The 24321-nt window shown below is 34.7% G+C and carries 24 protein-coding genes and 1 pseudogene; 20 read left to right on the top strand and 5 right to left on the bottom strand.

What is annotated here, in order from left to right:
• Positions 1–94 precede the first annotated feature (94 nt).
• The 9 genes from JUJ52_RS12155 to JUJ52_RS12115 all read left to right on the top strand — a co-directional run bounded on the left by JUJ52_RS12155 (position 95) and on the right by JUJ52_RS12115 (position 6266).
• Positions 95–697, top strand: coding sequence for a DedA family protein (locus JUJ52_RS12155; protein ID WP_026680528.1), 603 nt, complete (start codon positions 95–97; stop codon positions 695–697).
• A 169-nt stretch (positions 698–866) separates the two neighbouring features.
• Positions 867–1130: a DinB family protein gene (locus JUJ52_RS12150; RefSeq protein WP_323755008.1), complete on the top strand. Its 264-nt coding sequence runs from the start codon at positions 867–869 to the stop codon at positions 1128–1130.
• 678 nt (positions 1131–1808) lie between these two features.
• Complete coding sequence (locus tag JUJ52_RS12145) at positions 1809–2090, top strand: hypothetical protein (protein ID WP_026680527.1); 282 nt, start codon at positions 1809–1811, stop codon at positions 2088–2090.
• Positions 2091–2579: 489 nt separating this feature from the next.
• Positions 2580–2759: a hypothetical protein gene (locus JUJ52_RS12140; RefSeq protein WP_205388586.1), complete on the top strand. Its 180-nt coding sequence runs from the start codon at positions 2580–2582 to the stop codon at positions 2757–2759.
• A gap of 715 nt (positions 2760–3474) precedes the next feature.
• Entirely contained in the window at positions 3475–3645 is a 171-nt protein-coding gene (locus tag JUJ52_RS12135; protein ID WP_162986412.1) for a hypothetical protein, read from the top strand.
• The gene (locus JUJ52_RS12130; RefSeq protein ID WP_162986411.1) at positions 3645–3812 is read left to right on the top strand and encodes a hypothetical protein; all 168 of its coding nucleotides are present in this window, start codon (positions 3645–3647) and stop codon (positions 3810–3812) included. The genes JUJ52_RS12135 and JUJ52_RS12130 overlap by 1 nt, the downstream gene beginning before the upstream one ends.
• A 76-nt stretch (positions 3813–3888) precedes the next feature.
• On the top strand, positions 3889–4056 hold the full coding sequence (locus tag JUJ52_RS12125; protein WP_161629265.1) for a hypothetical protein: 168 nt from the start codon (positions 3889–3891) through the stop codon (positions 4054–4056).
• Positions 4057–4213: 157 nt separating this feature from the next.
• On the top strand, positions 4214–4564 hold the full coding sequence (locus JUJ52_RS12120) for a DUF2200 domain-containing protein (protein ID WP_026680525.1): 351 nt from the start codon (positions 4214–4216) through the stop codon (positions 4562–4564).
• Positions 4565–5201: 637 nt separating this feature from the next.
• A complete protein-coding gene (locus JUJ52_RS12115) occupies positions 5202–6266 on the top strand; it encodes a serine hydrolase (protein WP_205388585.1) in 1065 nt (354 codons plus the stop codon).
• Between the two features lie 169 nt (positions 6267–6435).
• Here the strand turns inward: JUJ52_RS12115 and JUJ52_RS23720 are convergent.
• Positions 6436–6537 (bottom strand): annotated as a pseudogene (locus tag JUJ52_RS23720) (hypothetical protein); the annotation flags it as partial.
• Positions 6538–6896: 359 nt separating this feature from the next.
• On the opposite strand from JUJ52_RS23720, the gene JUJ52_RS12110 reads away from it, so the two are divergent.
• From JUJ52_RS12110 to JUJ52_RS12100, 3 genes are all read left to right on the top strand, one after another.
• Entirely contained in the window at positions 6897–7187 is a 291-nt protein-coding gene (locus JUJ52_RS12110; protein ID WP_026679618.1) for a MazG-like family protein, read from the top strand.
• A 255-nt stretch (positions 7188–7442) separates the two neighbouring features.
• Positions 7443–7904, top strand: a complete 462-nt coding sequence (locus JUJ52_RS12105; protein WP_205388582.1) for a 2-thiouracil desulfurase family protein — start codon at positions 7443–7445, stop codon at positions 7902–7904.
• A 203-nt stretch (positions 7905–8107) separates the two neighbouring features.
• Positions 8108–8764: an acetyltransferase gene (locus JUJ52_RS12100; protein ID WP_205388581.1), complete on the top strand. Its 657-nt coding sequence runs from the start codon at positions 8108–8110 to the stop codon at positions 8762–8764.
• Positions 8765–8959: 195 nt separating this feature from the next.
• Here JUJ52_RS12100 and JUJ52_RS12095 read toward each other — a convergent pair whose 3' ends face one another.
• From JUJ52_RS12095 to resA, 3 genes are all read right to left on the bottom strand, one after another.
• Positions 8960–9481: a CueP family metal-binding protein gene (locus JUJ52_RS12095; protein ID WP_205388580.1), complete on the bottom strand. Its 522-nt coding sequence runs from the start codon at positions 9479–9481 to the stop codon at positions 8960–8962.
• Between the two features lie 113 nt (positions 9482–9594).
• The gene (locus tag JUJ52_RS12090) at positions 9595–10299 is read right to left on the bottom strand and encodes a cytochrome c biogenesis CcdA family protein (RefSeq protein ID WP_205388579.1); all 705 of its coding nucleotides are present in this window, start codon (positions 10297–10299) and stop codon (positions 9595–9597) included.
• Positions 10300–10328: 29 nt separating this feature from the next.
• Positions 10329–10904: a thiol-disulfide oxidoreductase ResA gene (gene resA, locus JUJ52_RS12085; protein WP_166530705.1), complete on the bottom strand. Its 576-nt coding sequence runs from the start codon at positions 10902–10904 to the stop codon at positions 10329–10331.
• A gap of 395 nt (positions 10905–11299) precedes the next feature.
• Here resA and JUJ52_RS12080 point away from each other — a divergent pair, with 395 nt between their 5' ends.
• The 5 genes from JUJ52_RS12080 (at position 11300) to JUJ52_RS12060 (ending at position 15103) form a co-directional block, all read left to right on the top strand.
• Positions 11300–11452, top strand: a complete 153-nt coding sequence (locus JUJ52_RS12080) for a hypothetical protein (RefSeq protein WP_161629290.1) — start codon at positions 11300–11302, stop codon at positions 11450–11452.
• Between the two features lie 15 nt (positions 11453–11467).
• Positions 11468–11935 (top strand): cytochrome c oxidase subunit II, encoded by a 468-nt coding sequence (locus tag JUJ52_RS12075; protein WP_026682736.1) that lies wholly within the window; start codon positions 11468–11470, stop codon positions 11933–11935.
• A 15-nt stretch (positions 11936–11950) separates the two neighbouring features.
• Positions 11951–13621 (top strand): cbb3-type cytochrome c oxidase subunit I, encoded by a 1671-nt coding sequence (locus JUJ52_RS12070; protein ID WP_121605171.1) that lies wholly within the window; start codon positions 11951–11953, stop codon positions 13619–13621.
• Between the two features lie 291 nt (positions 13622–13912).
• Positions 13913–14542, top strand: a complete 630-nt coding sequence (locus JUJ52_RS12065; protein ID WP_026682738.1) for an SCO family protein — start codon at positions 13913–13915, stop codon at positions 14540–14542.
• A gap of 3 nt (positions 14543–14545) precedes the next feature.
• The gene (locus JUJ52_RS12060) at positions 14546–15103 is read left to right on the top strand and encodes a hypothetical protein (RefSeq protein WP_026682739.1); all 558 of its coding nucleotides are present in this window, start codon (positions 14546–14548) and stop codon (positions 15101–15103) included.
• Positions 15104–15689: 586 nt separating this feature from the next.
• Here the strand turns inward: JUJ52_RS12060 and JUJ52_RS12055 are convergent.
• Positions 15690–16385: a Crp/Fnr family transcriptional regulator gene (locus tag JUJ52_RS12055; protein ID WP_205388578.1), complete on the bottom strand. Its 696-nt coding sequence runs from the start codon at positions 16383–16385 to the stop codon at positions 15690–15692.
• A gap of 563 nt (positions 16386–16948) precedes the next feature.
• Here JUJ52_RS12055 and JUJ52_RS12050 point away from each other — a divergent pair.
• The 3 genes from JUJ52_RS12050 (at position 16949) to narH (ending at position 23751) form a co-directional block, all read left to right on the top strand.
• Positions 16949–18085 carry a TIGR04053 family radical SAM/SPASM domain-containing protein gene (locus JUJ52_RS12050; RefSeq protein WP_205388577.1) on the top strand — a complete coding sequence of 379 codons (1137 nt, stop codon included), beginning with the start codon at positions 16949–16951 and terminating at the stop codon, positions 18083–18085.
• A gap of 520 nt (positions 18086–18605) precedes the next feature.
• Positions 18606–22289, top strand: a complete 3684-nt coding sequence (locus JUJ52_RS12045; protein WP_205388576.1) for a nitrate reductase subunit alpha — start codon at positions 18606–18608, stop codon at positions 22287–22289.
• Positions 22279–23751, top strand: coding sequence for a nitrate reductase subunit beta (gene narH, locus JUJ52_RS12040; RefSeq protein ID WP_026682743.1), 1473 nt, complete (start codon positions 22279–22281; stop codon positions 23749–23751). Before JUJ52_RS12045 ends, narH begins: the two co-directional genes overlap by 11 nt.
• The last annotated feature ends 570 nt before the right edge of the window (positions 23752–24321 follow it).

Raw genomic sequence — 24321 nt, 5'->3', positions numbered from 1 at the left:
GAATGCTAAAGAGAAATATGGATACCGTTCAGAATGGAAACGAGTTTTACAAAGAAAATACACACAAGCATATCTTGAAACAAAGGGGAAGAGTATGGAAAATTGGTTAGCGGAAATTATGGATGAGTTTGGTTATATGGGCATTATGTTGTTAATTGCCTTTGAAAATATTTTCCCTCCAATACCTTCTGAAGTAATACTAACGTTTGGAGGTTTTATGACAATCACTTCTAAACTTAGTATTATTGGTGTAATAACGTCAGCAACAGCAGGTTCAGTTATTGGAGCTATTGTTCTATATATTATCGGTTTACAACTTGATGTAGCAAGATTAGAAAAGATCGTGGGTAAATGGGGACATATTCTTCGTATAACACAAAACGATATTCACAAGGCTGATGCTTGGTTTGATAAATATGGTCCTTGGACGGTCTTCTTTTGTCGTTTTGTTCCTTTAATTCGTAGTTTGATTTCTATCCCTGCAGGTATGTCAAATATGAATGTTGGCATCTTTCTTTTATTTACAACATTAGGAACGTTGATTTGGAATATTGTTCTCGTGTGCTTAGGTGCTTCAGTAGGTGGTTCATGGGAAACAATTGTAGATTATATGGATGTTTATTCAAGAGTGATTTACGCTATACTGATCTTACTCGTTATAATTTTATTGTACCTATTTATCAAAAGAAGAAGGTAATTGTTATAAAGCTGAAGGCCGTGTCATTTAACTGTCCTAATGAAGTAAGAGAAGAAGATATTCAAATGTGGATTAAAGAAATGAGCACACTACCTAGTCGTATAAAGGCGTTACTGTATCCCTAGATAAATCAAAATTAACAAAAACATATAGAGAAAATAGCTGGAATATACGTCAACTTATTCACCATGTTTTAGATAGCCATTTAAACGGATATATGCGAATGAAATTAGCTTTGACAGAAGAAAATCCGTTAGTTAAAACGTATGAAGTAAATGAATGGGCAAGGTTAATAGATTGTGAGTTGCCTAGTAATGTTTCATTACAGCTCTTAGAAAGCCTACATGAGCACTGGACATACTTACTTAAAAATCTAACAGCCATTCAATTCAAGCGTATCAGTATCCTGACGGTAGTAAAATGCGAACATTAAACAGGCACAAGGACGGAATAAAAAGCAGCGCGCCATCTTACCTATAAGGAATAGTCTTGGTTTCATCCATTAATGACTGAGCAAGATTAAGCTATAACCTTTTTTATCCCTTAATAGTATGAACATAACGATTGGAGTGGTACATATCGATAAGAACAATTATAAAAAAGATAATTTATTGTTGAAGATTGTGGCTTACTGGTTTGCTATACCTCGAATATGGCGCAGAAGTGTGTTTTGGGGTGTTATGTTCACATTAGCAATAGTTGGCTGGGTTAAGATAATAAATAAGTATTTGTAAGAGATGGAACAATATTACTCCTCGTGTAAGGATCAACTTCCAATTTTGGAGAAAAGGGCTCTTATGGCAATATTTATCCCATTTTGCTTGATTTTTCCTTGAGACTTCCTAAGTCATTAAATAAACGAACAAATGATTTAATTGCAATATGGAAAGAAAACTTAGAAATGCAAAAAGAAATTCTAAACGAAATGAAGGAGCTAAGAAGAGGTTCGAATTCCAAAGGTTAACAGACGCACATCAGTAATAAGGATAAGCGCTCATTTTATGTAAAAGGAAAATTAAAGAATACATAGAAAATAGTTGAAACGAAATATGTAATAAATCGTACATTAATTATAGAAGAAATTAGGAAGCGAAATTTTGAGGAGTGTCAAATGATTTTATTCTTAATATTTTTAGTGCTATGCTTGCTTAGTTTTAATTGGGTGATGGGATATGGGAAAGGGAATATAGCGATCGATTTAGATGAGAGATATGTGAATTATGCAGAGTATGTTAAAGCAATACAGTATGAACTTGTCAAACAAGGAAGAGAGGTCAATTATAAAGGTGATGGAATTTTTATAATAGATGGGCGCTCCTATATATTCATAGAGCGAAATGTTTCAATGGGAGGCATTCCTTTACAAAGAACAACTCTAAAACCTGAAAGATGACATACCTAAACCAGTTAATAGATGTTATTCCATTTTCATCAATTGGGTAGCTATGGGCGTTATTATATCAGCTATATCGGGTTTTACTAGAATGCAAAGAGCACCACTTTATGTCATATTGGGTATGTTGTTTGCTGTTCAAAGCACATTTGGAATATAACTGTATTCTTAGGTATAGCTGCTCTTTCGTAATAAAGCAAAATTTTTATTGCAAGATGTCCGTCTATTTTTAACAACGGTTGGATTGTTGTGAGGAAATCCTATAAACATTCTTTTTAACAGGTAAGAACTTGAAAAAATAGATACCATAGCCAGCACAGTCTGAACAACATATTCTTCATTTTTGAGAATCTGCGGATGACGTTTAGCTTTCGAGAAGCTTTTCTGTAATAGGAAGCAAACACGATTCAAGAGAAAGAATTTAAATTCATATCCTTTACTCTTTAAGCGTAATAAGTTAACGTGTTTTATAGTTATCGAGGTGATGATATGAAAATAAGAAATATCGACAGAGCTCTACTTACAGGCTTATTTGTAGGAATCATCATTTTTATTTCTGAATACTTCTTTCCTGATACCAATTCTTTTATATCAATCTTTATTGGTGCGCTAGCAGCCTTAATTGGTTATTTAATCGCAGTTAAGATACTTCCGAAAGAAAATGATTAAAACCAAACGTTAAAACATGTAAAGAAACGGACGTATTTCTCAACGAAAGAAAACGTTTACCATGCATATAAAGGAATATTAATTGAGAAGTCCGGCTGTTCTAATGTGAGATAAAGGAGAGATTTTAGTTGAGTTTTAAAAGCGAAATTAGTCAATTGGTATGCAGGAAAATTATATCTGCTACAATTTCGGGTTCCTTATTCGCTATAATTTTAGGTTTATTTGTACCACATCCATTTGGTGAAGAGATTAGCTCTGTCGCTGAATACCTTCAAGCGTTCGTACTAGCTGTTCCTGTATATCTTATATATAGTTTCCCAATTATTTTATTATACGGTACAGTAACCTCTATAGTAAGCGACTATATATCCAATTTAATTTCAAATTACACAAGTAAAAATTTAAACATATTCTTCACGATAACATTACATATACTTTTTGGTTTAGTTTTACTTTGGTACAGCCTATTAGCATCTATTTTATATTTTATAACTGATTATATTTTGAGTAAAAAAGATACATATAAATGGAATAATGCTTTAAAAAGCTTAGGAACCCCCATTATAGTCTGGATTGTATTCATGAGTAGTGTGTATATTACGAATATATTCGGGTGAATATCTATTTAAGCTTTGCCTAATAAGGATTAGCGTACTTTATATATAAGATTCAGATTTTTGGATAAGATTTTTAAACTGATTAAAGTGGAGGAGAAATGAAGTACATTAACATTAGTCTAGTTTTGTTTTTAATAAGTTTATGTCTATTACTTGTTGGTCTATTCTTTAATGAAATAAAATATGATCTAATTATTACAGGACTGATTGTGAATTATCTAGGAATAGCTATGCTAATCATTGGTGCTATCATTAAAGAGAGGATATAATGGATAGTTTGATACCATTAGGAATGATTTTTGGATGTGCTCTTGGTGTGATTATGGGTATCGTTTTTGAACCATACTTGCTGTTTACAACAATTTCTGGAACTGTAATCGGCTATTTAATTGGCGTTATTGCTTATGTGATTTATAGTATGAATGAAAAATCGTAATTTGCGAAGATAAAATAAGGATTGCTCTGTTTTTGGGTTGGTGGAACAGGATTAATCCAAGAAAGGAGAGAAGTTTATGGAAATAATTTTGATGTTTGCAGCTGGTATTATTGTCTTAATAATAGCTGTTTTGGCAATTAGTAAAGGGATTACAGAACGGATCAGAACTCGGGATGTAAATGTGAAGAAAAAGATTGCAAACCTTGAAAATAGGATAGATGCACTCGAAAGTAAAAAAAGATAGGTATTCGGATAATGTATGGAAATCTCGAAATACTTCATAATTGAACATACAGAAAGGTCAACTATATTTCAGGATATCCTTAAAATGTGTATCCGGTAACTATTGAATGATATAATTGGAAACATATTCATTAAAATACCTGAAGGAGAGATATATCATGACCAAACATAAAATTTATACAATGAGTGTCGCAAGTGTCTACCCCCATTATGTTACGAAGGCAGAGAAAAAAGAACGTACGAAAACAGAAGTCGATGAAATCATCCGTTGGTTGACAGGGTATAGCCAGAAAGAGTTAGAAGCGCAACTGGAAAAACAGACAGACTTTGAGACCTTCTTCGCTGAAGCTCCTCAACTGAATCCTTCACGGACGTTAATCAAAGGTGTAATCTGCGGTGTACGAGTGGAAGATATTGAAGAACCTATTATGCGGGAGATTCGCTATTTGGATAAACTGATTGATGAGTTAGCAAAAGGAAAAGCGATGGAGAAGATTTTGCGGAAATAATTATTAAAAAGAAGACACAATGCTTCCATTCATAAAACATCAAAGAATCTGTGTTTTTTGTTAAATCTACTATAACCTTAAAACCTTGACTAATCGTGATTCTAGTAATCCGATGTTTGGCTGTAAGACTAGTAATAAATAATTTTTCCATCATTTTCAATTACCCGAAAATTGCTGTCTTAAGAGTCAAAGCTTGATTTACTGGAGAATAACGCTCTATCAAAAGAGAGCGGAGGAAAGAACATAGATCTGGACTATTTTAGTAATCGTATTCATATTTGGTTACTATTTTTTGATAAAGAGTAAATCGAAGCAATACAAAAATGTTTTTCTTTATTATCCGTTGTTTGTTTATTATTGGCACTTACTCCATTATGGGGATTGAGGTTTATGGATCTTACCATTTGTATTCGGAATATTAGGAATTATATCAGGGTGGTTTGGAATCAAAGGTGATATGAGAATACGTTTATTATTAGCAAACTTAAGGGGTTGGCTTTTTAATTTTTGTGTTTTATAGGTACATTTGGTTCTCAACAGCCATAAATTCTAATGTGGCTTCATCATATTTCCTTCTCCTAAAAAACTTTCGCTAATAAAAATGAATCCTCAATATCATATATTAGGGCGGTCGAAAATGAAACTATTAATCATAGGTTTATTACTATTACTAACTCTAATTATCGCTTTTGTTGTTTCAGGAATTGCAGTAAATAAGCATAATATGAAGAAGAATAAATACGACTTATTAAATTACTTTAAAAATCATAAAGTTTCTCTATCCTTAACCATTAAAGAAAATGGTCGAAATACTCTAGCTATAAACCCGGATAAAAAGTATCCGTTAGCGAGTACAATGAAAATAATAATAGCATATAACTTTGTTAAGAGTGCAATGAATAACAAGATATCCATTACTGAAAAGGTTAAATTAAACGAACTTGAAAAATTCTACATTAAAGATACAGATGGAGGTGCTCATCCTAATTGGAAATATTCGATAAACTATCCTACGGAAGTATCTTTATTAGAAATAGCTAAAGGGATGATGCAATACAGTTCTAATGCCTGTACGGACTTTTTGATACATAAAATCGGAGTAGACGTTGTGAATGAAAGTATCGAAGTGCTCCAGCTAAATCACGATAAAATAACTTATTTAACATCACCTATTATTATGCCAGGGTATTTATCAGATAAACGGAAGCCAGCTTTAAATAAGTTAGACGCAATGAGTAGTCAGTCCTATCACGAATTAGTAAATGAATTATTTGTAAAAATGCAAGCGAATAGGAGTGATTATCTTAAAGAAAAAACGCCTAACATGCTAGATCGCAAAATGCAATTGTTAATCACTAAAAGAATGGCTTATTCAACGACAAATCAATATACTGATCTAATGTTAAGATTAGGAAAGGAACTCTTAACCAAAAAGGAAAAAAAGTTATTTAGTGAAATAGTAATAGGTAAAAGTGTAAAAAGTGACAAGGATGACTATTTTTGGTATAAGGGGGGAGCTACACCATACGTTCTAACTTCTGCCTTATATAAAGAATCACAGGATACGACAATATCCGTTTCCCTATTTATTGAGGATGATAAGGGGGGAGATTTATATTGGATAAGAACTATATTTAATGATTTTGTAATCAGTGTTGCCACAGATACGGAGTTTAGAAAAAAGGTAAAGGAAATGGCATAACCGCATTTATTGAGGAGTTTTTTTAAAATGGAATTTAAAGTTAAAAAAGGTCATTCTTATATGACCATCATATTGGTATGTCAACACTAAATTAGACAAAAATTATAGGGGCTGTTATTTGAATTCCACAGGTGTTAAATATCCTATTGTTCCATGAATTCGAATATTATTAAACCAATTCCTTGGCGGCAAATGAACCTGTTTCTTGATGATTTTTTATCCAACGACCTAATGTAGAAGGTGTGATATTATACTCTCTTGCAATATCTGCACACGATTTGCCGTTTCATAGAGCTTCACTAATTCAGGTTTAAATTCGGGTGTAAAAGTTCGACGTTGACGAACTATCGTAGTATGCTGTATGCCCCTTCAGTTATTAATCTAAGTTTACAAGCCCTCATTTTCTCTGTCCAATTTAGTGTAGCCTATCTAAAATTTAGTACTTAAAGTAATAGGGCGTTATTTTCTGTATAAGAATACAAATGTTAAAAATTATTGTTATTATATAAAATAGAGGTTAATTTTAAATCTTTTCGTCTTGACGAAGCTAAGACATAAAATAGGAAGATCCAAAAGAAAAATTCGAATTACAATACGAATGATAAAAATAATAGGAGGTTATATACGACGATGGAGAAATTATTGAAGCAGGTTAAGCTATTAAGTGAGAAAGAACCAAAAACAATTGAGCAAATGGCATTAAAATTATCAGAAGAGGCTGGAGAAACCTCGCAAGCAGTATTATCTTATTTAAAAGCCAACGGAAGTGAGTATAAACAATTAGGTATTGATGATGTAAAAGAAGAATGTATAGATGTCATTCTTGTATCTTTAGCTTTGTTTTATAAAGTAGCTGAAAGTGAAGATGAATTACAAGAATTTATAACAAGAAAAATAGCCAAATGGCAGAGTAAAATGTAAAGAACAAAGAGATGTATTGAATTAAACCTGTAATCTAAAACAAATAATTCATAAATATTTAAATACTTCTCCAACTAAATGTAGCTTTAGTTAAAGAATAATAAGCTAATTTGCAACCGTGCTTCTATTATTGTTAACCATTATAAGAGCCACATTAGTTAAATACGGAGAAATTAGCAGTAAATAAATCGAAGCTTCTCTATTAATAAGAAGATAGGTGTACTAGGTCATACTATTAAATGGAGGAGTTAGTAAATGATATTAGTGAGTTCTTGTTTAGCAGGACTAAAGGTAAGATATACGCATAGTTTAGATCACAAGCTTAGTAAATTAATAGAAGAGAATAAGGCAATACCTGTATGCCCGGAATTGCTTGGTGGTTTCTCAACCCCTAGAGAACCTGCTGAAATAATAGGTGGTAATGGGGAAGATGTATTGGATGGGAAAGCTAAAGTAGTCGAGAAATCAGGTAGAGATGTTACAGAACTATACATAAAAGGAGCCTACTCGACTTTAAAAAAAGCTAAGGCTGTTAATGCAACAGTGGTTGTTCTTAAGGAGTATAGTCCTTCCTGTGGAAATTCCATGATTTATAATGGTGAATTTATGGGGGAGAAAATCACTGGAAATGGAGTTACTACTGCCTTACTAAAAAGAAATGGCTTACGAGTAATCTCAGAAGAACAGCTTGCCGAGTATTATGATGAGATAATATAGCGAATGCTTCTTCAATTAACGAGCGCATAACACCAATAAGGAGTAAAGTGTTCTAAATTGGTATTGTAAATTGCCATGAAGGTAAATTTCTATTATGTTACTGTACAGGAATGCTGATGCCGGAACACATCGAAAACGTTAATTAACAGGTTGTCTCTAAGTAAAACCAAGCAAATTTAGATATCCTGAGGTAGGTGTTTACATTGGAAGAGATAGTTATCATTTGTTCAGGAAGTTCAGGTGGTCATGCAAAGCTAATTATTGATGCTTTAGAAAAAGCTAATAGGAAGATTAAAGGAATAATAGATAACCAGCGGCAACCAGGTGAGAGGCTATATGGTTATGAAGTATTAGGTGATGAAGAATATGTAAAGCGAAATAGCATAGATACAGGAATCGTTGGAATAGGTGATAACTGGAAAAGAAAACAAGCTGTAAAAAGAGTTAAAGAAATAAACCCATTTTTTAAGTTTACAGTAGTCATACATCCTTATACCTCTATAGCTAGAGGTGTTACTATAGGTGAAGGAACTGTTGTAATGGCGGGAGCTATTATTAATAGTGACGCTCAGATTGGAGAACATTGTATTGTAAATACTAAAAGTTCAATAGCTCATGATTGTGAGATAGGAGATTATGTATCCATTTCTCCAAGCGCAACCTTAGGGGGAAATGTATTAGTAGGAGTTGGATCAACCGTAGCAATGGGAGCTAATGTTATCCATGCTGTAACAATCGGTCAACATACTGTGATAGGAGCAGGATCGACTGTATTGGATGATATTGAAGATTATAAGGTAGCTTATGGAACTCCTGCTAAAACTGTTAAGGTAAGAAAAGAATTTGATAAATATCTTTAGCATATAAACAATTCATTTCATCTCTGATATATCGAATAGGCAGTGAACATGAAAAGTTGTTTATCCCTATTACCTTAAGAAAGAGAATATTTACTCATCGCCTCTCTTTTTGTAGTAGGTATGTTAAAACAGTGTAAGTAAGCATACATATGCTTCATACTTACACTGTTTTTTAGTAATTACGAAAAAATAATGCTAAGACAACTGCATTGTTGTTATACACGTGTTGTCGCCTTCAAAGGTGGAAATTTCTGATTCTGTTGTTTTTCCATCATATTCCATTTTAACTTGAAATGTTTTATCTCTTGGTAACCATAAATCAATAAACCCATTTTTTAATGATGTCATGGTTTCATCAACAACCACATTACCTTCTTCATCTTGAATATACACATCAAATTCTTTTTTCACCAACTCTCCTTGACATCCGGTTAGACTATGGTTGGTACAATGGTGTGTGGTATTAATAAACGGTGCAATGGAAACGAAAAATTCCTCTTCTGGAAGATTATAAGTCGTCTCTTTATTACCACTATCCGTAACAATAAGCTCTTCGGAAGTAATGGATGCAGACACATCATCGGTACTACCAACACTGTAATTATGTACCATTTCTTTTACATTTTTTCCTTCTTTTTTATTCGAAGCACTGTCATCACAGGCCGCAACGATGAAGATGAGTACGAAACCAATCACTGCAAGAATGCCTTTTTTCATATATTATTCAACTCCTATTTTAAAAGTATAAAATGTAATTTGATAGTATTTTACCATATGTAGACAAACGATATGTAATAGATGAGAAAGGAACATATCAATTTGTCCGCCTTTTAAAAACCAGTGAAACCAAACCATCCGGCTAAAAAGGAGGTTAATTTGGTCATCCAATCAAAGAATAGTGCAACTCCCATAAAAATCATAATGTATCCGCCAATTTGTATTAATTTTTGATTATGCTTTTTAATCCACTTTATTTTACCAACAAAGAATGCCAACAAAAGAAATGGAATGGAGAAACCTGATACATAACTAATCATCATTACCATACCAACATCAGGATTAGTTGCAGCTAATGATAATACGATAGCTAATATAGGACCAGTACACGGTGTCCAGCCTAAAGAGAATGCCATTCCTATAAGATACGACCCAAAATAACCTCCTGGACGATTTTTGAATGAGATTTTTTTATCCTTCATGAGAATTTTAAAATTAAATATTCCTACAATCACTAGCCCAAAGAAAATAATTAAAACGGCACCAATTTGTCTAATGATATCCTGGTATGTCAACAAAAATTCGGATATATATGATGTGGTAAAACCAATCATTATAAAAATACTTGAGAATCCTAGTAAAAACAGAATGGTATGTAAGAGGGCTTTTTTATTTATTTTTTTATTTTCTTCTTTTATTTCACTTACGCTCATCCCAGTAATATATGATAAAAATGCTGGGTAAAGTGGTAATACACAAGGTGAAATAAAAGAGAGAAACCCCGCACCAAAAGCTAGGAATATATTTATTTCGTTCAAAACTACTTATCCCCCTTTTGTTTAGAGACTTATTTCTGAGGAAGTATTTCTTGTAAATATCCATCAAGTTTTTCTAATGTCAACGCACCATTTATTATTCTTTCTATCTTTCCATCAGGGTTTATAAAAAAGCTACTTGGAATAGGTCCTACTTTATATAGATCCATTACTTCTCCTGTTTTATCATGAGGAATCGGAAACGTTAAATCATATTTATCAATAAAACTGTCAACAGCTAATTCTGTATTATCTAAACTAACGGCGATAATTTCAATTCCTTTATCTTTATATTTGGGATAAAGTGCTTGCATGTAAGGCATTTCTTCTTCACAGGGTTTACACCAGGTTCCCCAAAAGTTTAACATGACACCTTTTCCTTCAAAATCACTAAGTTGAATCATTTCTTCTTTATTATTCTTATTTATTTGTTTTAATTTAAAGTCGGGTGCATCATCACCGATCTGATAAACGCTGTTATCTGCTTGTATGTTAGAAATTAATGCAAATACAATAGCACCTATTAATACAGCTAGAATAGCTGTTCGAAAAATGAAGCGATTTCTTTTTTTGTTCTTCTTTTTCTTTTTAGCCTCCTCCAAGCTCATATATACCCTCCCTACAATAATTAATTTCAATCTAAAAGACACGTACTGTTATTCTAAGATAAAAATTTGCAGAAATTATGTAGATGCTTTGTATAGTTTATGAACGAATGTATTTTTTCATATGAAGTGGAACCTCAAGCAGTTGGGGGGCGTTTATCCACCATCGGATTGAAGTAGGTAAGCTGAAGGATCTGCTTGCTTGTGCCCATTAACCTTTTAAAAAATAGTCACTAACCTTATTATCACTAATTATTCAAACCTGGGTGTTCAAACTATTGTCACGTAATCTATAAGCTTTGCTTTAAATCACATTTGAAGTGTGATGTAGTTCACTTATGTTAAGTAGTGCAAAATTTAGAATGTAAGTAAGAAAAAACATAAGGGAGGGGTAAGTAATGGAAACGAATAATAAAAATGTTATTGCAAAAGAAAAGGATAATAAAAAGTATTCTCTAAAAGGGACATTATTTTCCTCAATTGTATTTGTTGGAGGAACCATTATAGCTTTTATTCTACTATTATGGGTTTTGTATATGGTGAGAATTTAATAGGGGGGTATTTGTATGAAATTACATCGTGCTGAAGAAATTTGGTTAATTATTGGAATTGGAATTATTGCTCTTTCTATGGTGATAACAGGATATCAGGCATTTGCTCAAGGAATGGCACCGCCAAGTGGAATGGAAACCATTGATCCTCAAAAAGTAGATCAAACTACACCATTTGATAATCCTGGGATATTTGAGATTGGCGAAAACGAATATGAGGTAGTTATGATATTACAAGCCTTTAGTTTTACACCAAATGAAATTGAAGTCCCAGTAGGGTCAACCGTTCATTTTACAATGACTTCTAGAGATGTAGTACATGGCTTTCAAGTGGCTGGTACCAATATTAATGCTATGGTAACTCCTGGACACATACAAAAAATTTCACAAACCTTTGACAAACCAGGTGAATATCTCGTTTTATGTAATGAGTACTGCGGTGTCGGTCACCAAATGATGTCGACAACTATCACCGTTAAATAAAGGGAGGAGAAATAAATGGAGTTAGTTAAAGAAAAACCATTTGGAAAGATGCAACAGGCTCTAGGAGTTAATCCTAAAGATGCACGATTATCATTAACCTATTTTACTGTTTCATTTATTGCGTTATTAATAGGTGGATTTTTAGGTCTTTTTCAAGGATTAAACCGTGCAGGTCTAATGGAATTGCCAACATGGTTTGACTATTATCAAACACTAACAACGCATGGAATCTTATTAGTTCTTGTATTTACCACCACTTTTGTAATTGGGTATTTCTATGCTGGAATTTCCCATACAATGGGAGGATTACTTCCAAAGGTTAGAAAATTTGGTTGGACAGCATTTGGATTATTGGTAATTGGTGTTGTGTTTGTTGCAACTACTGTTGCCATGGGTAATGCATCAGTTATGTATACTTTCTACCCACCAATGCAAGCAACTCCTCTATTTTACATTGGCCTAGTTTTTCTTGTTGTGGGAATTTGGATAGCAGCATTTGGCGTGTTTATCAATGTAGCAAATTGGAGAAGAAATCATAAAGGACAGCATATTCCTTTGTTATCATTCTTTGCAACTGGTGTATTCGTTTTATTAGTCTTGGGAAGTATCGGTGTTACCATAGAAGTGTTAATGTTAATTCCATGGTCACTAGGGTGGACGGAAACCATCAATGTTATGCTTAGTCGTACATTATTTTGGAGTTTCGGCCATACTCTAGTTAATATTTGGTATTTAACTGCGATTTCTGCATGGTATGTCGCTGTACCAAAGATTATTGGTGGAAAACTATTTAGTGATGCTATCACACGTTTAGTAGTTATTTTATTAGTTATACTCAATATTCCTGGAGGATTCCATCATCAAATTGTTGACCCTGGTATTACAGAAGGCTGGAAATTCATCCATGTATTTATGAGTTTATCCATTGGGTTCCCATCTATGATGACTGCATTTGCTATGTTTGCTGTGTTTGAACGTGCAGGTAGAAGAAAAGGTGCTAAGGGTCTATTAGACTGGTTCAAAAAATTACCGTGGGGAGATGTGCGTTTCCTTGCACCATTTATTGCAATGGTTGCATTTATCCCTGCCGGTGCTGGTGGTATTGCACAAACAAATAATCAACTAAATCAAGTAGTTCATAATTCACTTTGGATAGTTGGACACTTCCATTTAACTCTTGGTGTTACGGTAGCATTAACCTTCTTCGGTATTACATATTGGTTAATTCCATATCTATCAAAGAGAAAATTAACACCAAAAATAAACAAACTAGGTATCATTCAAACCATTATCTGGACTATTGGTATGACATTTATGTCAGGAGCAATGCATTTAGTTGGTCTTTTAGGATCGCCTCGAAGAACTTCTTATACAACTTATGGAGATAACGCTACAGCCTTAAGCTGGGATCCTTACTTAATTTTCCTTGCAGTTGGAGGAACCTTCTTAATTGTTGGGGTTGTACTTATGGTTTATATCGTAGTTAATCTTATGTTCTTTGCGCCAAAAGGAAACACAGAATTTCCAATTGGAGAACCAGAAGCAGACGTACTATCAACTCCAAAATGGACGGAAAGATGGGGAACGATCATTATACTACTTATTCTAATAGTAGCCATGGGATATGTTATGCCACTTACAGATATATTAAATGTTCCAGGCTCTCCTCCATTTAGAACTTGGTAGAAAATTAAACATAATTATATGTCGCTTGAGAAAAAGAGATGGGGTGTAACTGAAACGGTTAATTCGAATGATGAACAACTAACTACTCTGTCTCCGGAAATATACATAGACTCCTTGAAAAAGAAGAGCGCTTTTGTCGTACGATATATCGCTGCCTGAGCAAAGTAAAGTATATTTCCGAAGCGAGTTAGTTGAACGAATCATCATTTCTAATTGTTTGTTTTTTTCTTTGATTAATACTAATTTCATAGTCTTTTTGATTATTAAAATTTGCAAATAGGACGTGATCAAATGAACCGAAATAGTAATATATTATCACTAGTAATAGTTATCACGTTTGGTTTTATCTTATTCTTAATTGGAACGGATGGCTTTCGAGCATATACGGCTGAAACGGCTAGAACGATGAAGCTGGTGGAAGAGATGCCGAGATTTCCTGAAGTTACCTTAGAAGATAGTAAGGAAAGACTATATGCATTCTCCGAGTTTGAAGATAAATATGTAATGATAACTTTTATTTATACTGCATGTACAGATGTTTGTCCTAAATTAGAAATGAATCTTGCTCAGGTTTATAATCGAATACCAGAAAAATATATCGGAGAGGATATTGTTTTCTTAAGTATTAGTTTTGATCCGGAGAGAGATACCCCTGCTATACTTGAAAAATATCGCCAATATTTTAATAGTGATGGTAACACTTGGAGAATGGCAAGAATCCCTGATAACCAAGAATTACAAAAGTTATTAACTTCTTTTGGAGTCGTTGTGATACCAGACAATATGGGCAATTTCACTCATAACTCTGCTTTTTATTTAGTGAATCCCCAAGGCAAGCTAGTAGAAGTTATGGATTATCAACAAATTGATTTAGCAGTTGAAAAAATAACAAGTATATTGAAAACAAATGAGGGGAGATAATGGATGAAACAAGCAATCTATGGATTAGGATTGTATATTTTCATGATGCTCCCACCAGTTATTACTTTATTCGAATCTATAATGGTAGTTCATATGCATATGCAAATGCCTTTGTTGGTTATTATTGGAATGATGTTTACACCATACCTCAAGAAAAAATTTCCCGGATTTTTTGAAGCTTGGAATCAAAATGGTATACCTGGAATAGTACTTTTTTTGATAATTATGAGTTACTGGATGCTCCCACGTGCTATGGATGAGGCCCTTACTTTACCATTAGTAGAGATTTTTAAATTTATAAGCTTACCATTTCTTGCAGGAGTACCACTAAGAGATAGCTGGCAAAAACTTATGAAATTTGAAAAGAATAGTGTGTATATCTTCTTTAGTGTATTATCAGGAATTATGGCTTGGATTTATATTGCTTCCCCTACACAGCTGTGCAATAACTATTTAGTAACTGAGCAAAGAGCATTAGGCTGGACATTTTTAATAACCGGATTATGTATTATAATTTATTTTATCCAATCGCTATTTATTGATGATACAGAAGATTACTAAACGAAATAATGTCTTTTTGGAGACAAAGAATAGAAGAAAATCGGTCAAATAGGATTTTCAACTTTAAGAATAGACTGGACTCACTAAATGCTTTATTCGAAAAACAAGGCTTTTCTATAACTGATGCAGAACATGCTATTTTTGACATTAATGGTAAACTTTTGGATGGAATCAAGACGTAATAAAGTGGTCAGTTACAAAAGAAATTTAATTTTCTAACTCTAAACTACTCTTTACACTGCTGCTAAGTAAGTAATCTCTTTTAAGGAAAAATTGAAGTTAGATGAGCAATGGTTAGAAAGCGACTAAAACAACCTAGACGATACTCTATTCGTGTGTGTTTGATCCCATATATAACTGACAGTTAACTCCACTTATCAATACTGAGGTTCACTTTTTTCCCGAAGTGGGGCGTTACTGCCAGTAATGTCTGATTGGTTCAAAGGTCTTCAGGTCATACCCTTGTGGTATGAACAATCAGTGGGGGGATAAAACAAAACCCCCACTGATTGAAGCAAAAAGATCGCTCTCTATATATTAAAATCATGTCCATTAGAAAAGGAACACCTCTCTTGAGATGCACCTTTTATTGAAATAATTCTTCCTTCAACCTATTGGTATCTAGTATCATATTTCCATTACTATCTATTAGAATTAATTGTTTCTTCTTTAATTGGGTGATCGTTCTGCTAACTGTTTCACGACTTGAACCAATCATATTGGCTAAATCTCTATTCGTAAAACGGGTGGTCAATGTCGTTGTTTCATTGATATGCTCCATTCCATGTTTTTTTCCAAGGCGAATTAATAGAAGAATAATTTGTTCGTAAGTATTACGTAGGATTTTTTCTTCTAAGCGATTCTGTAAATCCACTATCTTATCTCCAAGCACACGGAAAATCTTGATACTTACCTCTGGATTGTTGATTAAAAAATCCTCAAATAAATGGATGGGGATGTAAAATAATACTGCTTCTTCCATTACTTCAGCATGTGCAGGATAGTTATCATTACGAAAAAAACCTTGGTGAGGAAACATTTCACCTTCACTTAGAATATTGATAATTTGTTCTTTTCCTTGAATATCAGTTCGATAAATTTTTATTTTACCTTGGTGTATAAAATACACATTAGTGAGAAGGTCATCTTGCATAAAGATATGGACTCCCGATCGGTAGGTTCGATTTTTTGCAATATTTATAATCGGATCAATTTCATAGTCTGTTAAACTTTTGAAAAGGGGGAAACGTTGTAATAATTTTTTAACTGATGCTGGATACATAATTATCATCCTTTCAAATATAGTGCTCCATCTCATAATATTATCACGTACAATTTATAATTAGATGTGAAGAATATCATACTTATCAGATTGTAGTGGAGACTTTGGAGGATAACTATTGAGAAAAAATAGATTACAAAGGTAAGAGCTGTGACAAACATATGATTGTTAAAGCAAAAGCCAAACTATCACCCAATCCATGGTACTGCCTCTCGAAAGTAGAGTAAATAATCTAATTTCTGGGGATGTTTTGTAAAGTTTGTCACGGAGTATTTAGATGGAACTCTTTCATATCGTTCCTTAGCTAAAAATATAATATGGGTAGTTCCACACTAATAGGGAGAGCCACCGATAAACCAAAGCCCCGCTGATTGAAGTTTCACATTATAACTTTCTTATTATCGTTTTTTTAGAAGAACATTTAAGTTTTGTCCCAACTCTTTTCTTATTTTCTAGTTGGAAATATTCGTATTACGTCATAATTTAGTTATGTGATAAATATCACTAATTGTTTAGTTTTATTGTATTACAATTTTCCTAGACTTAAGAAGGGTGGGGCAGTAATGTTTAATAGAGATTATAATGAAAATCCGTTTATCGTAATATGGGAGCTAACACGTGCTTGTCAGTTACATTGTTTACACTGTCGTGCAGAAGCACAGTATCATAGACACCCATTAGAATTGAATTTTGAGGAAGGAAAGAAATTAATAGATAATATCTATGAAATGGACAATCCTATGCTTGTATTCACTGGCGGAGATCCATTGGAACGTCTAGATGTTTTTGATATTGCAGAATATGCGATTAAAAAAGGTGTCCGTTTATCCATGACACCATCTGCAACACCAAATGTAACCAAAAAAGCAATGAAAAAGGCGAAAGATATTGGACTTGCTAGATGGGCCTTTAGTATCGATGGCCATTGTAAAGAAGTTCATGACCATTTCCGAGGTACGGAAGGATCCTTTGATTTAACAATAAACGCTATTAACGATTTACATGAACTGGATATGCCTTTACAAATTAATACGGTTATTTCTAAATATAATTATGAGCATTTGGATGAAATGGCAGAGCTAGTAGAAAATTTGAATTGTGTAATGTGGAGTGTGTTTTTCCTTGTTCCTACTGGGCGAGGGAAAGAGTCAGATATGATTTCACCTGCTGAACATGAGAAGGTATTTAGATGGTTATACAAACTCTCAAAGCGTGTTCCTTTTGATATTAAAACAACAGCTGGCCAGCACTATCGGCGTGTGGTTATACAGCAGAAAATGCGTGAACAAAGAGGTATGAGTGATAAAGAACATATCTTTTACGAAGATGCTATCATCGCAGGAAAAACAGGGCAAATTGATGGATTAGGGAGAGCTCCAAAAGGGGTAAATGATGGAAATGGGTTTGTGTTCATTTCTCACACTGGGGATGTATACCCAAGTGGTCTATTACCTATTCGAGCAGGTAATGTACGACACACTCCAATATCAGAAATTTATAGAGAATCAGAGGTGTTTAAAAATTTAAGGAACCCTGATAAATATAAAGGAAAATGTGGAATCTGCGAATTTCGCCATGTATGTGGTGGTTCCAGATCCAGAGCATACAATGTAACAGGTGATTATATGGAAAGTGAACCTTATTGTGTATATATCCCAAGAGCAATGCGTAAGAAAGGAAAGAATATTATAGAAAAATAGATAGAAGCTGAGCAGATGGATGCTTAGCTTTTTTGTAGTCTAGGAAATGAAGGGAATTATAAAATTAGCCCATGTGAATAAAGATGGGCGTGTTGAGCTTTGTCCAGCTCTAGCGCCCAGAAACGAGGCGCCTTCACGAATCGCCCCATGTTAAGTCATCATCGGCTCGAAGCTCTCCGTGATTTCTTTATCTCCGTTGACTCGCACCAGTCGTTCGTTTCTATTCGGGCGCTTACACTTTTATTCTATGAATAAAATGCAGAAATCGGGGGATAGGAACTGTACGGAGAGGATAGCAATCACAAAAAGGCACTCAAAAGCAAGACTATTGATCAAACAATACACAACACGTTACTGTACTAAATTTGCATTACATTATGAAAAGATGATTTAAATATTAATAAGTTTATGACCGTATTTTGACACCTGTCAAAGTGTGACATACTTCACACTATAGTAGAGATTTGAATGTTTTAATAAGTTATAGGCTTCACAAAGTAACTTATTTGGAGGGACAATAATGAAAAAAAAACCATCTCCACTTTGGCAACGATTAAATTATTTAAAACCAAAAGAGACTTATTCAAATAATCATAGCCAATTACAAGAAGGGAACCGTGATTGGGAAAATGTATATCGAAAAAGATGGCAGCATGACAAGATAATTCGTTCCACACATGGTGTGAACTGTACGGGATCATGTAGTTGGAATATTTACGTAAAAGATGGGATCGTTACATGGGAAGGCCAGGCCTTAGACTATCCATCGACAGGACCAGATATGCCAGATTTTGAGCCACGCGGATGCCCAAGAGGAGCAAGCTTTTCTTGGTATATTTACAGCCCATTGCGCGTGAAATATCCATATGTCAGGAAGAAATTATTGCTTTTATGGAGAGAAGCTTTAGCTACAAATGACACTCCATTAGAAGCATGGAAAAGTATTGTGGAAGATAAGGAAAAAGCAAAGTCTTATAAACAGGCTAGGGGGAAGGGAGGATTAGTTAGAGCTGATTGGGAAGAAGTAACTAAGCTTATAGCGGCTTCAACACTTTATACAATCGTCAAATATGGTCCTGACCGTAATGTTGGATTTTCACCAATCCCAGCAATGTCAATGCTAAGCTATGCAGCCGGTAGTCGTTTTATGCATTTGCTTGGCGGACAAATGCTCAGCTTCTATGATTGGTATGCAGACTTACCACCAGCATCTCCGCAAATTTGGGGGGATCAAACCGATGTGCCAGAAAGTTCTGATTGGTTTAATTCCAGTTATATTATGACATGGGGTTCCAATGTTCCGATGACACGTACACCAGATGCTCACTTTTTAGTTGAAGCTCGCTATAAAGGGACAAAAGTTGTTTCAGTTAGTCCAGATTATGCAGAATCAACCAAATTTGCAGATGACTGGCTTTCCATTAGACAAGGAACAGATGGCGCGGCAGCAATGGCAATGGGACATGTTATTTTAAACGAATTTTATAATAAAAATAAAACACCTTATTTTGAAAATTATGCAAAACAGTACACAGATTTTCCGTTTTCAGTTCGATTAAAACAAGTAAATGGTAAGTTTATAGCAGACCGATTTCTAAATGCCGAAGATCTTGGCCTAGCATCCGAGAATAATCAATTTAAGCCAGCAATGTATAACCAAGCTACAAATGGTTTTTCCATCCCTCATGGAACAATGGGTTCTCGCTGGGATAAAAAAGGGACTTGGAATTTAAGACTTATTGACGAAAATACCAATGAAAAGATTGAACCTGTTTTAAGCTTCTTTGATATGGAAGACGAAGTAATTCATGTAGACATGCCGTATTTCGATGCAGAGGAGAAAAAAGTACTACCTCGTGCTATACCTGTGAAGAAAGTAGAACTAAACGGAGAAGTAGTATATGTTGCCACTGTTTATGATTTAATGATTGGTAATTACGGAATTGATCGTGGTCTTGGTGGAGAAGCTGCAAGTTCTTATAACGAGATTGCACCATTTTCACCAGCATGGCAGGAGGAAATAACAGGTGTGGATCGTAATCTAATCATTAAAGTTGCTCGTGAATTTGCACAGAATGCCATTGATACAAAAGGTCGTTCCATGATTATTATGGGGGCCGGAATTAACCACTGGTACAATTCTGATACGATTTATCGTGCAATTATAAATCTTGTACTTATGATCGGCGCACAAGGTGTAAATGGTGGTGGCTGGGCTCACTATGTTGGCCAGGAAAAACTCCGTCCCGTTGAAGGGTGGACTACGATTCAATCCGCCAAAGACTGGGGAGGGCCGGCAAAATTGCAAAATGGTACTTCCTTTTTCTACTTTGCAACAGGTCAATGGCGTTATGAAGAAACACCTATTTCGGAACTTGCTGCTGCAACTATAGACAAAGCTAGATATGATCACCCTGGTGATTACAATGTTTTAGCAGCCCGTTTAGGGTGGTTACCATCATATCCGACGTTTAATAAAAACGGTATTGATTTATATAATGAAGCAATTGCAAATGGAAATGAAACAACAGAAGAGATCGGAAACTTCGTTGCCAAACAATTAAAAGAGAAGAAATTACAATTTGCAATTGAGGATCCTGATAATTCGGTTAATTTTCCAAGGAATTTGTTTGTTTGGCGCGCGAACCTAATTTCAAGTTCTGGAAAAGGACATGAATATTTCTTAAAACATTTATTAGGTGCATCAAATGGGCTCTTGAACTCTGATGAAGATAGTATTCGACCAAAAGAAATTAAATGGCGAGATGAAGCACCTGAAGGGAAGGTAGATCTATTAATTAATCTAGATTTTCGTATGGCTGGAACAGCTCTATACTCTGATGTTATCCTCCCTGCATCAACATGGTATGAAAAGCATGATTTATCAAGCACGGATATGCATCCATTTGTACATCCGTTTAGTTCAGCTATCACATCACCATGGGAAGCAAAATCTGACTGGGACATTTTCAAAGTTTTAGCAAAAGGCGTTTCCGATATAGCTCAAGAAATCGGTATGGGCACAATCAAGGAAATAGTTGCGACACCAATAAATCATGACACGCCTGGAGAGATGGCACAGCCACTTGGCAAAATTGAAGACTGGTCAAAAGGGGAATGTGAACCAATTCCAGGTAAAACTATGCCACAAATTCATGTTGTCGAACGTGATTTCAAACAAATTTATAATAAAATGACAGCACTTGGTTCAAATATTGCCACTAAAGCATATGGAACCAAAGGTATCAATTGGATGATGAAAGATGAATATGAACAGGCGAAACGAACGTTTGGCACGGTAGATAACGGAAGTATTGCCGATGGATGTCCAGATATCACTAGTGCAAGAGATGCGTGTGATGCAATCTTAATGCTTTCTTCTACGACAAATGGAAAAGTTGCCGTAAAAGCGTGGGAAGCATTAGAAAAGACAACGAACTTAGAGTTAAAGGATTTAGCTACTGAAAGAGAAGAAGAGTTATTTACATTTGATAATATTGTCACCCAACCGAAAACAGTTCTTACTTCACCAGCATTTAGTGGCTCAGAAAAAGGTGGAAGAAGATATTCACCATTTACAACCAATGTTGAACGATTGATCCCATTTCGAACAATTACAGGACGCCAATCTTACTTTTTGGATCATGAAATAATTAAGGAATTTGGGGAGTCATTTGCCATATTCAAACCAATTTTAAATCAAAAGCCATTTAGTTCTAAACGCCCAGATGTCGAAGGAAAAGAAATTACATTAAATTACTTAACGCCACATAATAAATGGTCAATTCATAGTATGTACTTTGATTCACAGCCGATGCTGACGTTATTTCGCGGTGGACCAACAGTCTGGCTTAATAAAGATGATGCTGCTGAGATTGATGTAAAAGATAATGATTGGATTGAATGTTTCAATCGTAATGGCGTAGTTGTAGCAAGAGCGGTTGTTTCACACCGTATTCCTAGAACCATGGCATTTATGCATCATGCACAAGATCGTCATATTCATACACCTGGTACGAAACTAACGAAAAATCGTGGAGGTACGCATAACAGCCCAACAAAAATTCATGTGAAACCAACACATATGATTGGTGGATATGCACAATTAAGTTATGGATTTAATTATTATGGACCTACCGGAAACCAGCGTGACTTAAACGTGGTTATTAGAAAAATGAAGGAGGTTGATTGGCTTGAAGATTAAAGCACAGGTGGGAATGGTGATGAACCTGGATAAATGTATTGGCTGTCATACTTGCAGTGTAACCTGTAAAAATACATGGACAAACCGTCCGGGTGCAGAATATATGTATTTTAATAATGTTGAAACAAAACCTGGTATCGGCTATCCAAAACAATGGGAATCCCAGGAAAAATATAAAGGTGGTTGGGAACTTCAAGATGGGGAGTTACGGTTAAAATCCGGATCGAAAACAAACCGCCTCTTAAATCTATTCTATAATCCTAATCAACCAGAGATGGATGATTACTATGAACCGTGGAACTATGATTATGAGACGTTAACCAATAGCAAAGAAAGAAAACATCAACCGATTGCTAGAGCTAAATCTGCTATAACTGGAGAATTTATGGATTTAGAATGGGGGCCAAACTGGGAAGATGACTTAGCTGGTGGTCATATTACAGGTCTCCGTGATCCGAACGTTATACAAATGGAAGAATCCATCAAAACAGAGTTTGAAGATGTGTTTATGATGTATCTTCCACGTATCTGTGAACATTGTATCAATGCACCCTGTGTTTCCTCTTGCCCATCTGGTGCAATGTATAAACGAGATGAAGATGGTATTGTACTAGTTGATCAAAATGCATGCCGTGCATGGAGATACTGTACTACCTCATGCCCGTATAAAAAAGTCTACTTTAACTGGAAAACGAACAAAGCTGAAAAATGTACCATGTGTTTCCCAAGAATCGAAAACGGGCAGCCAACGATTTGTTCAGAAACCTGTGTGGGACGTATCCGTTATATTGGAATTATGTTATATGATGCTGATCGCGTATTGGAAGCCGCATCGGTAGAAGATGAGAAAGACTTGTATCATGCACAACTTGGTATTTTTCTAGATCCAAATAATCCGGAAGTTATTAAACAGGCAAAAAAAGATGGTATACCAATGGATTGGATTGAAGCTGCTCAAGCATCACCATTGTACAAAATGATTATTGATTGGAAGATTGCTTTACCTTTACATCCAGAATATCGAACCATGCCAATGGTTTGGTATATTCCGCCACTTAGCCCAATCATGAATATGATTGAAGGAAAAGGGAGTAATGCGGAAACAGCAGATATTTTCCCGGCGATTGATGAAATGCGAATTCCTATTGAATATCTTGCAAACTTACTAACTGCTGGGGATACTGGTCATATTCGTAAAGTGCTTAAGAAAATGGCTGTTATGCGAAGCTATATGCGTACAGAACAAACTGGAAAGGACTTTGATCGTGATATAATTACTGATTTAGGGTTAACCGAAAAAGCGATTAAAGAAATGTACCGATTATTAGCAATTGCGAAATATCAAGATAGGTTTGTTATCCCACACAGTCACAAAGAAGAAGTAGCAGATTTATATGAAGAACAAGGTGCTTGTGGACTTGACTTTACGGGTGGACCAGGAAGCTGTGGAGTACTTTCTTAATAGTTTCAAATGGCGATGTAGTTCTTATACCCCCTGATGATTGTTAGTTTCACAAAGATATGACTAAAAGAACCCTGACCAGCATCTAGTATTTACTGGCAGTTGAATCCTCCTGAGTTTCACTTCGTAGGATTGGAGTGAGGGTCTTACTGTCAGTTACTTACTAAATAAAATTCAATGTACGTGAATATATGGAACAGATTTCCTTGGAATGGAATAAAAGCTGAGACGTCGTGTAGTAGAAATCAACTATATTGCAATATTTATATACAGAGTGTTCGAATTTCAACAAAGCTCTTAAAATGGACCAAACAATAAAGAAATAAAGTTATGAAGTACTACCCCAGCGAAGGAAGGTCTCGGTAAGATTCCGTAATGCACATGGTAAAAAGGAACAAAAGCTATATACGTCCACGTCTTTGAACTGCGCGGTTACTCGTCCAACAGAAAGAGTTGTGGTATTCCTCCCGAAGTCAATATTCTGTTGGCACTGAGCTCACCAGCCGTTCAGAGTCAAGGTAACAATCTTTACAAAAAACGAGTGTTATAAATTAGATAATAGGAAATCGG

It is taken from the genome of Virgibacillus sp. AGTR (genome assembly GCF_016919725.2).
Classification (GTDB): Bacteria; Bacillota; Bacilli; order Bacillales; family Amphibacillaceae; genus Virgibacillus; species Virgibacillus salarius.
This window is presented reverse-complemented; position numbering and strand designations above follow the sequence as displayed.

Bases quoted from the DNA above. Each gene is read 5' to 3' on its own strand.
- JUJ52_RS12065 (WP_026682738.1), top strand. From the start codon at position 13,913: ATGAACCGAAATAGTAATATATTATCACTAGTAATAGTTATCACGTTT.
- JUJ52_RS12155 (WP_026680528.1), top strand. From the start codon at position 95: ATGGAAAATTGGTTAGCGGAAATTATGGATGAGTTTGGTTATATGGGC.
- JUJ52_RS12080 (WP_161629290.1), top strand. From the start codon at position 11,300: ATGGAAACGAATAATAAAAATGTTATTGCAAAAGAAAAGGATAATAAA.
- resA (WP_166530705.1), bottom strand. From the start codon at position 10,904: ATGAGCTTGGAGGAGGCTAAAAAGAAAAAGAAGAACAAAAAAAGAAAT.
- JUJ52_RS12145 (WP_026680527.1), top strand. From the start codon at position 1,809: ATGATTTTATTCTTAATATTTTTAGTGCTATGCTTGCTTAGTTTTAAT.
- JUJ52_RS12055 (WP_205388578.1), bottom strand. From the start codon at position 16,385: ATGTATCCAGCATCAGTTAAAAAATTATTACAACGTTTCCCCCTTTTC.
- JUJ52_RS12110 (WP_026679618.1), top strand. From the start codon at position 6,897: ATGGAGAAATTATTGAAGCAGGTTAAGCTATTAAGTGAGAAAGAACCA.
- JUJ52_RS12075 (WP_026682736.1), top strand. From the start codon at position 11,468: ATGAAATTACATCGTGCTGAAGAAATTTGGTTAATTATTGGAATTGGA.
- JUJ52_RS12060 (WP_026682739.1), top strand. From the start codon at position 14,546: ATGAAACAAGCAATCTATGGATTAGGATTGTATATTTTCATGATGCTC.
- JUJ52_RS12120 (WP_026680525.1), top strand. From the start codon at position 4,214: ATGACCAAACATAAAATTTATACAATGAGTGTCGCAAGTGTCTACCCC.
- JUJ52_RS12095 (WP_205388580.1), bottom strand. From the start codon at position 9,481: ATGAAAAAAGGCATTCTTGCAGTGATTGGTTTCGTACTCATCTTCATC.
- JUJ52_RS12115 (WP_205388585.1), top strand. From the start codon at position 5,202: ATGAAACTATTAATCATAGGTTTATTACTATTACTAACTCTAATTATC.
- JUJ52_RS12130 (WP_162986411.1), top strand. From the start codon at position 3,645: ATGGATAGTTTGATACCATTAGGAATGATTTTTGGATGTGCTCTTGGT.
- JUJ52_RS12105 (WP_205388582.1), top strand. From the start codon at position 7,443: ATGATATTAGTGAGTTCTTGTTTAGCAGGACTAAAGGTAAGATATACG.
- JUJ52_RS12070 (WP_121605171.1), top strand. From the start codon at position 11,951: ATGGAGTTAGTTAAAGAAAAACCATTTGGAAAGATGCAACAGGCTCTA.
- JUJ52_RS12045 (WP_205388576.1), top strand. From the start codon at position 18,606: ATGAAAAAAAAACCATCTCCACTTTGGCAACGATTAAATTATTTAAAA.
- JUJ52_RS12140 (WP_205388586.1), top strand. From the start codon at position 2,580: ATGAAAATAAGAAATATCGACAGAGCTCTACTTACAGGCTTATTTGTA.
- JUJ52_RS12135 (WP_162986412.1), top strand. From the start codon at position 3,475: ATGAAGTACATTAACATTAGTCTAGTTTTGTTTTTAATAAGTTTATGT.
- JUJ52_RS12125 (WP_161629265.1), top strand. From the start codon at position 3,889: ATGGAAATAATTTTGATGTTTGCAGCTGGTATTATTGTCTTAATAATA.
- JUJ52_RS12050 (WP_205388577.1), top strand. From the start codon at position 16,949: ATGTTTAATAGAGATTATAATGAAAATCCGTTTATCGTAATATGGGAG.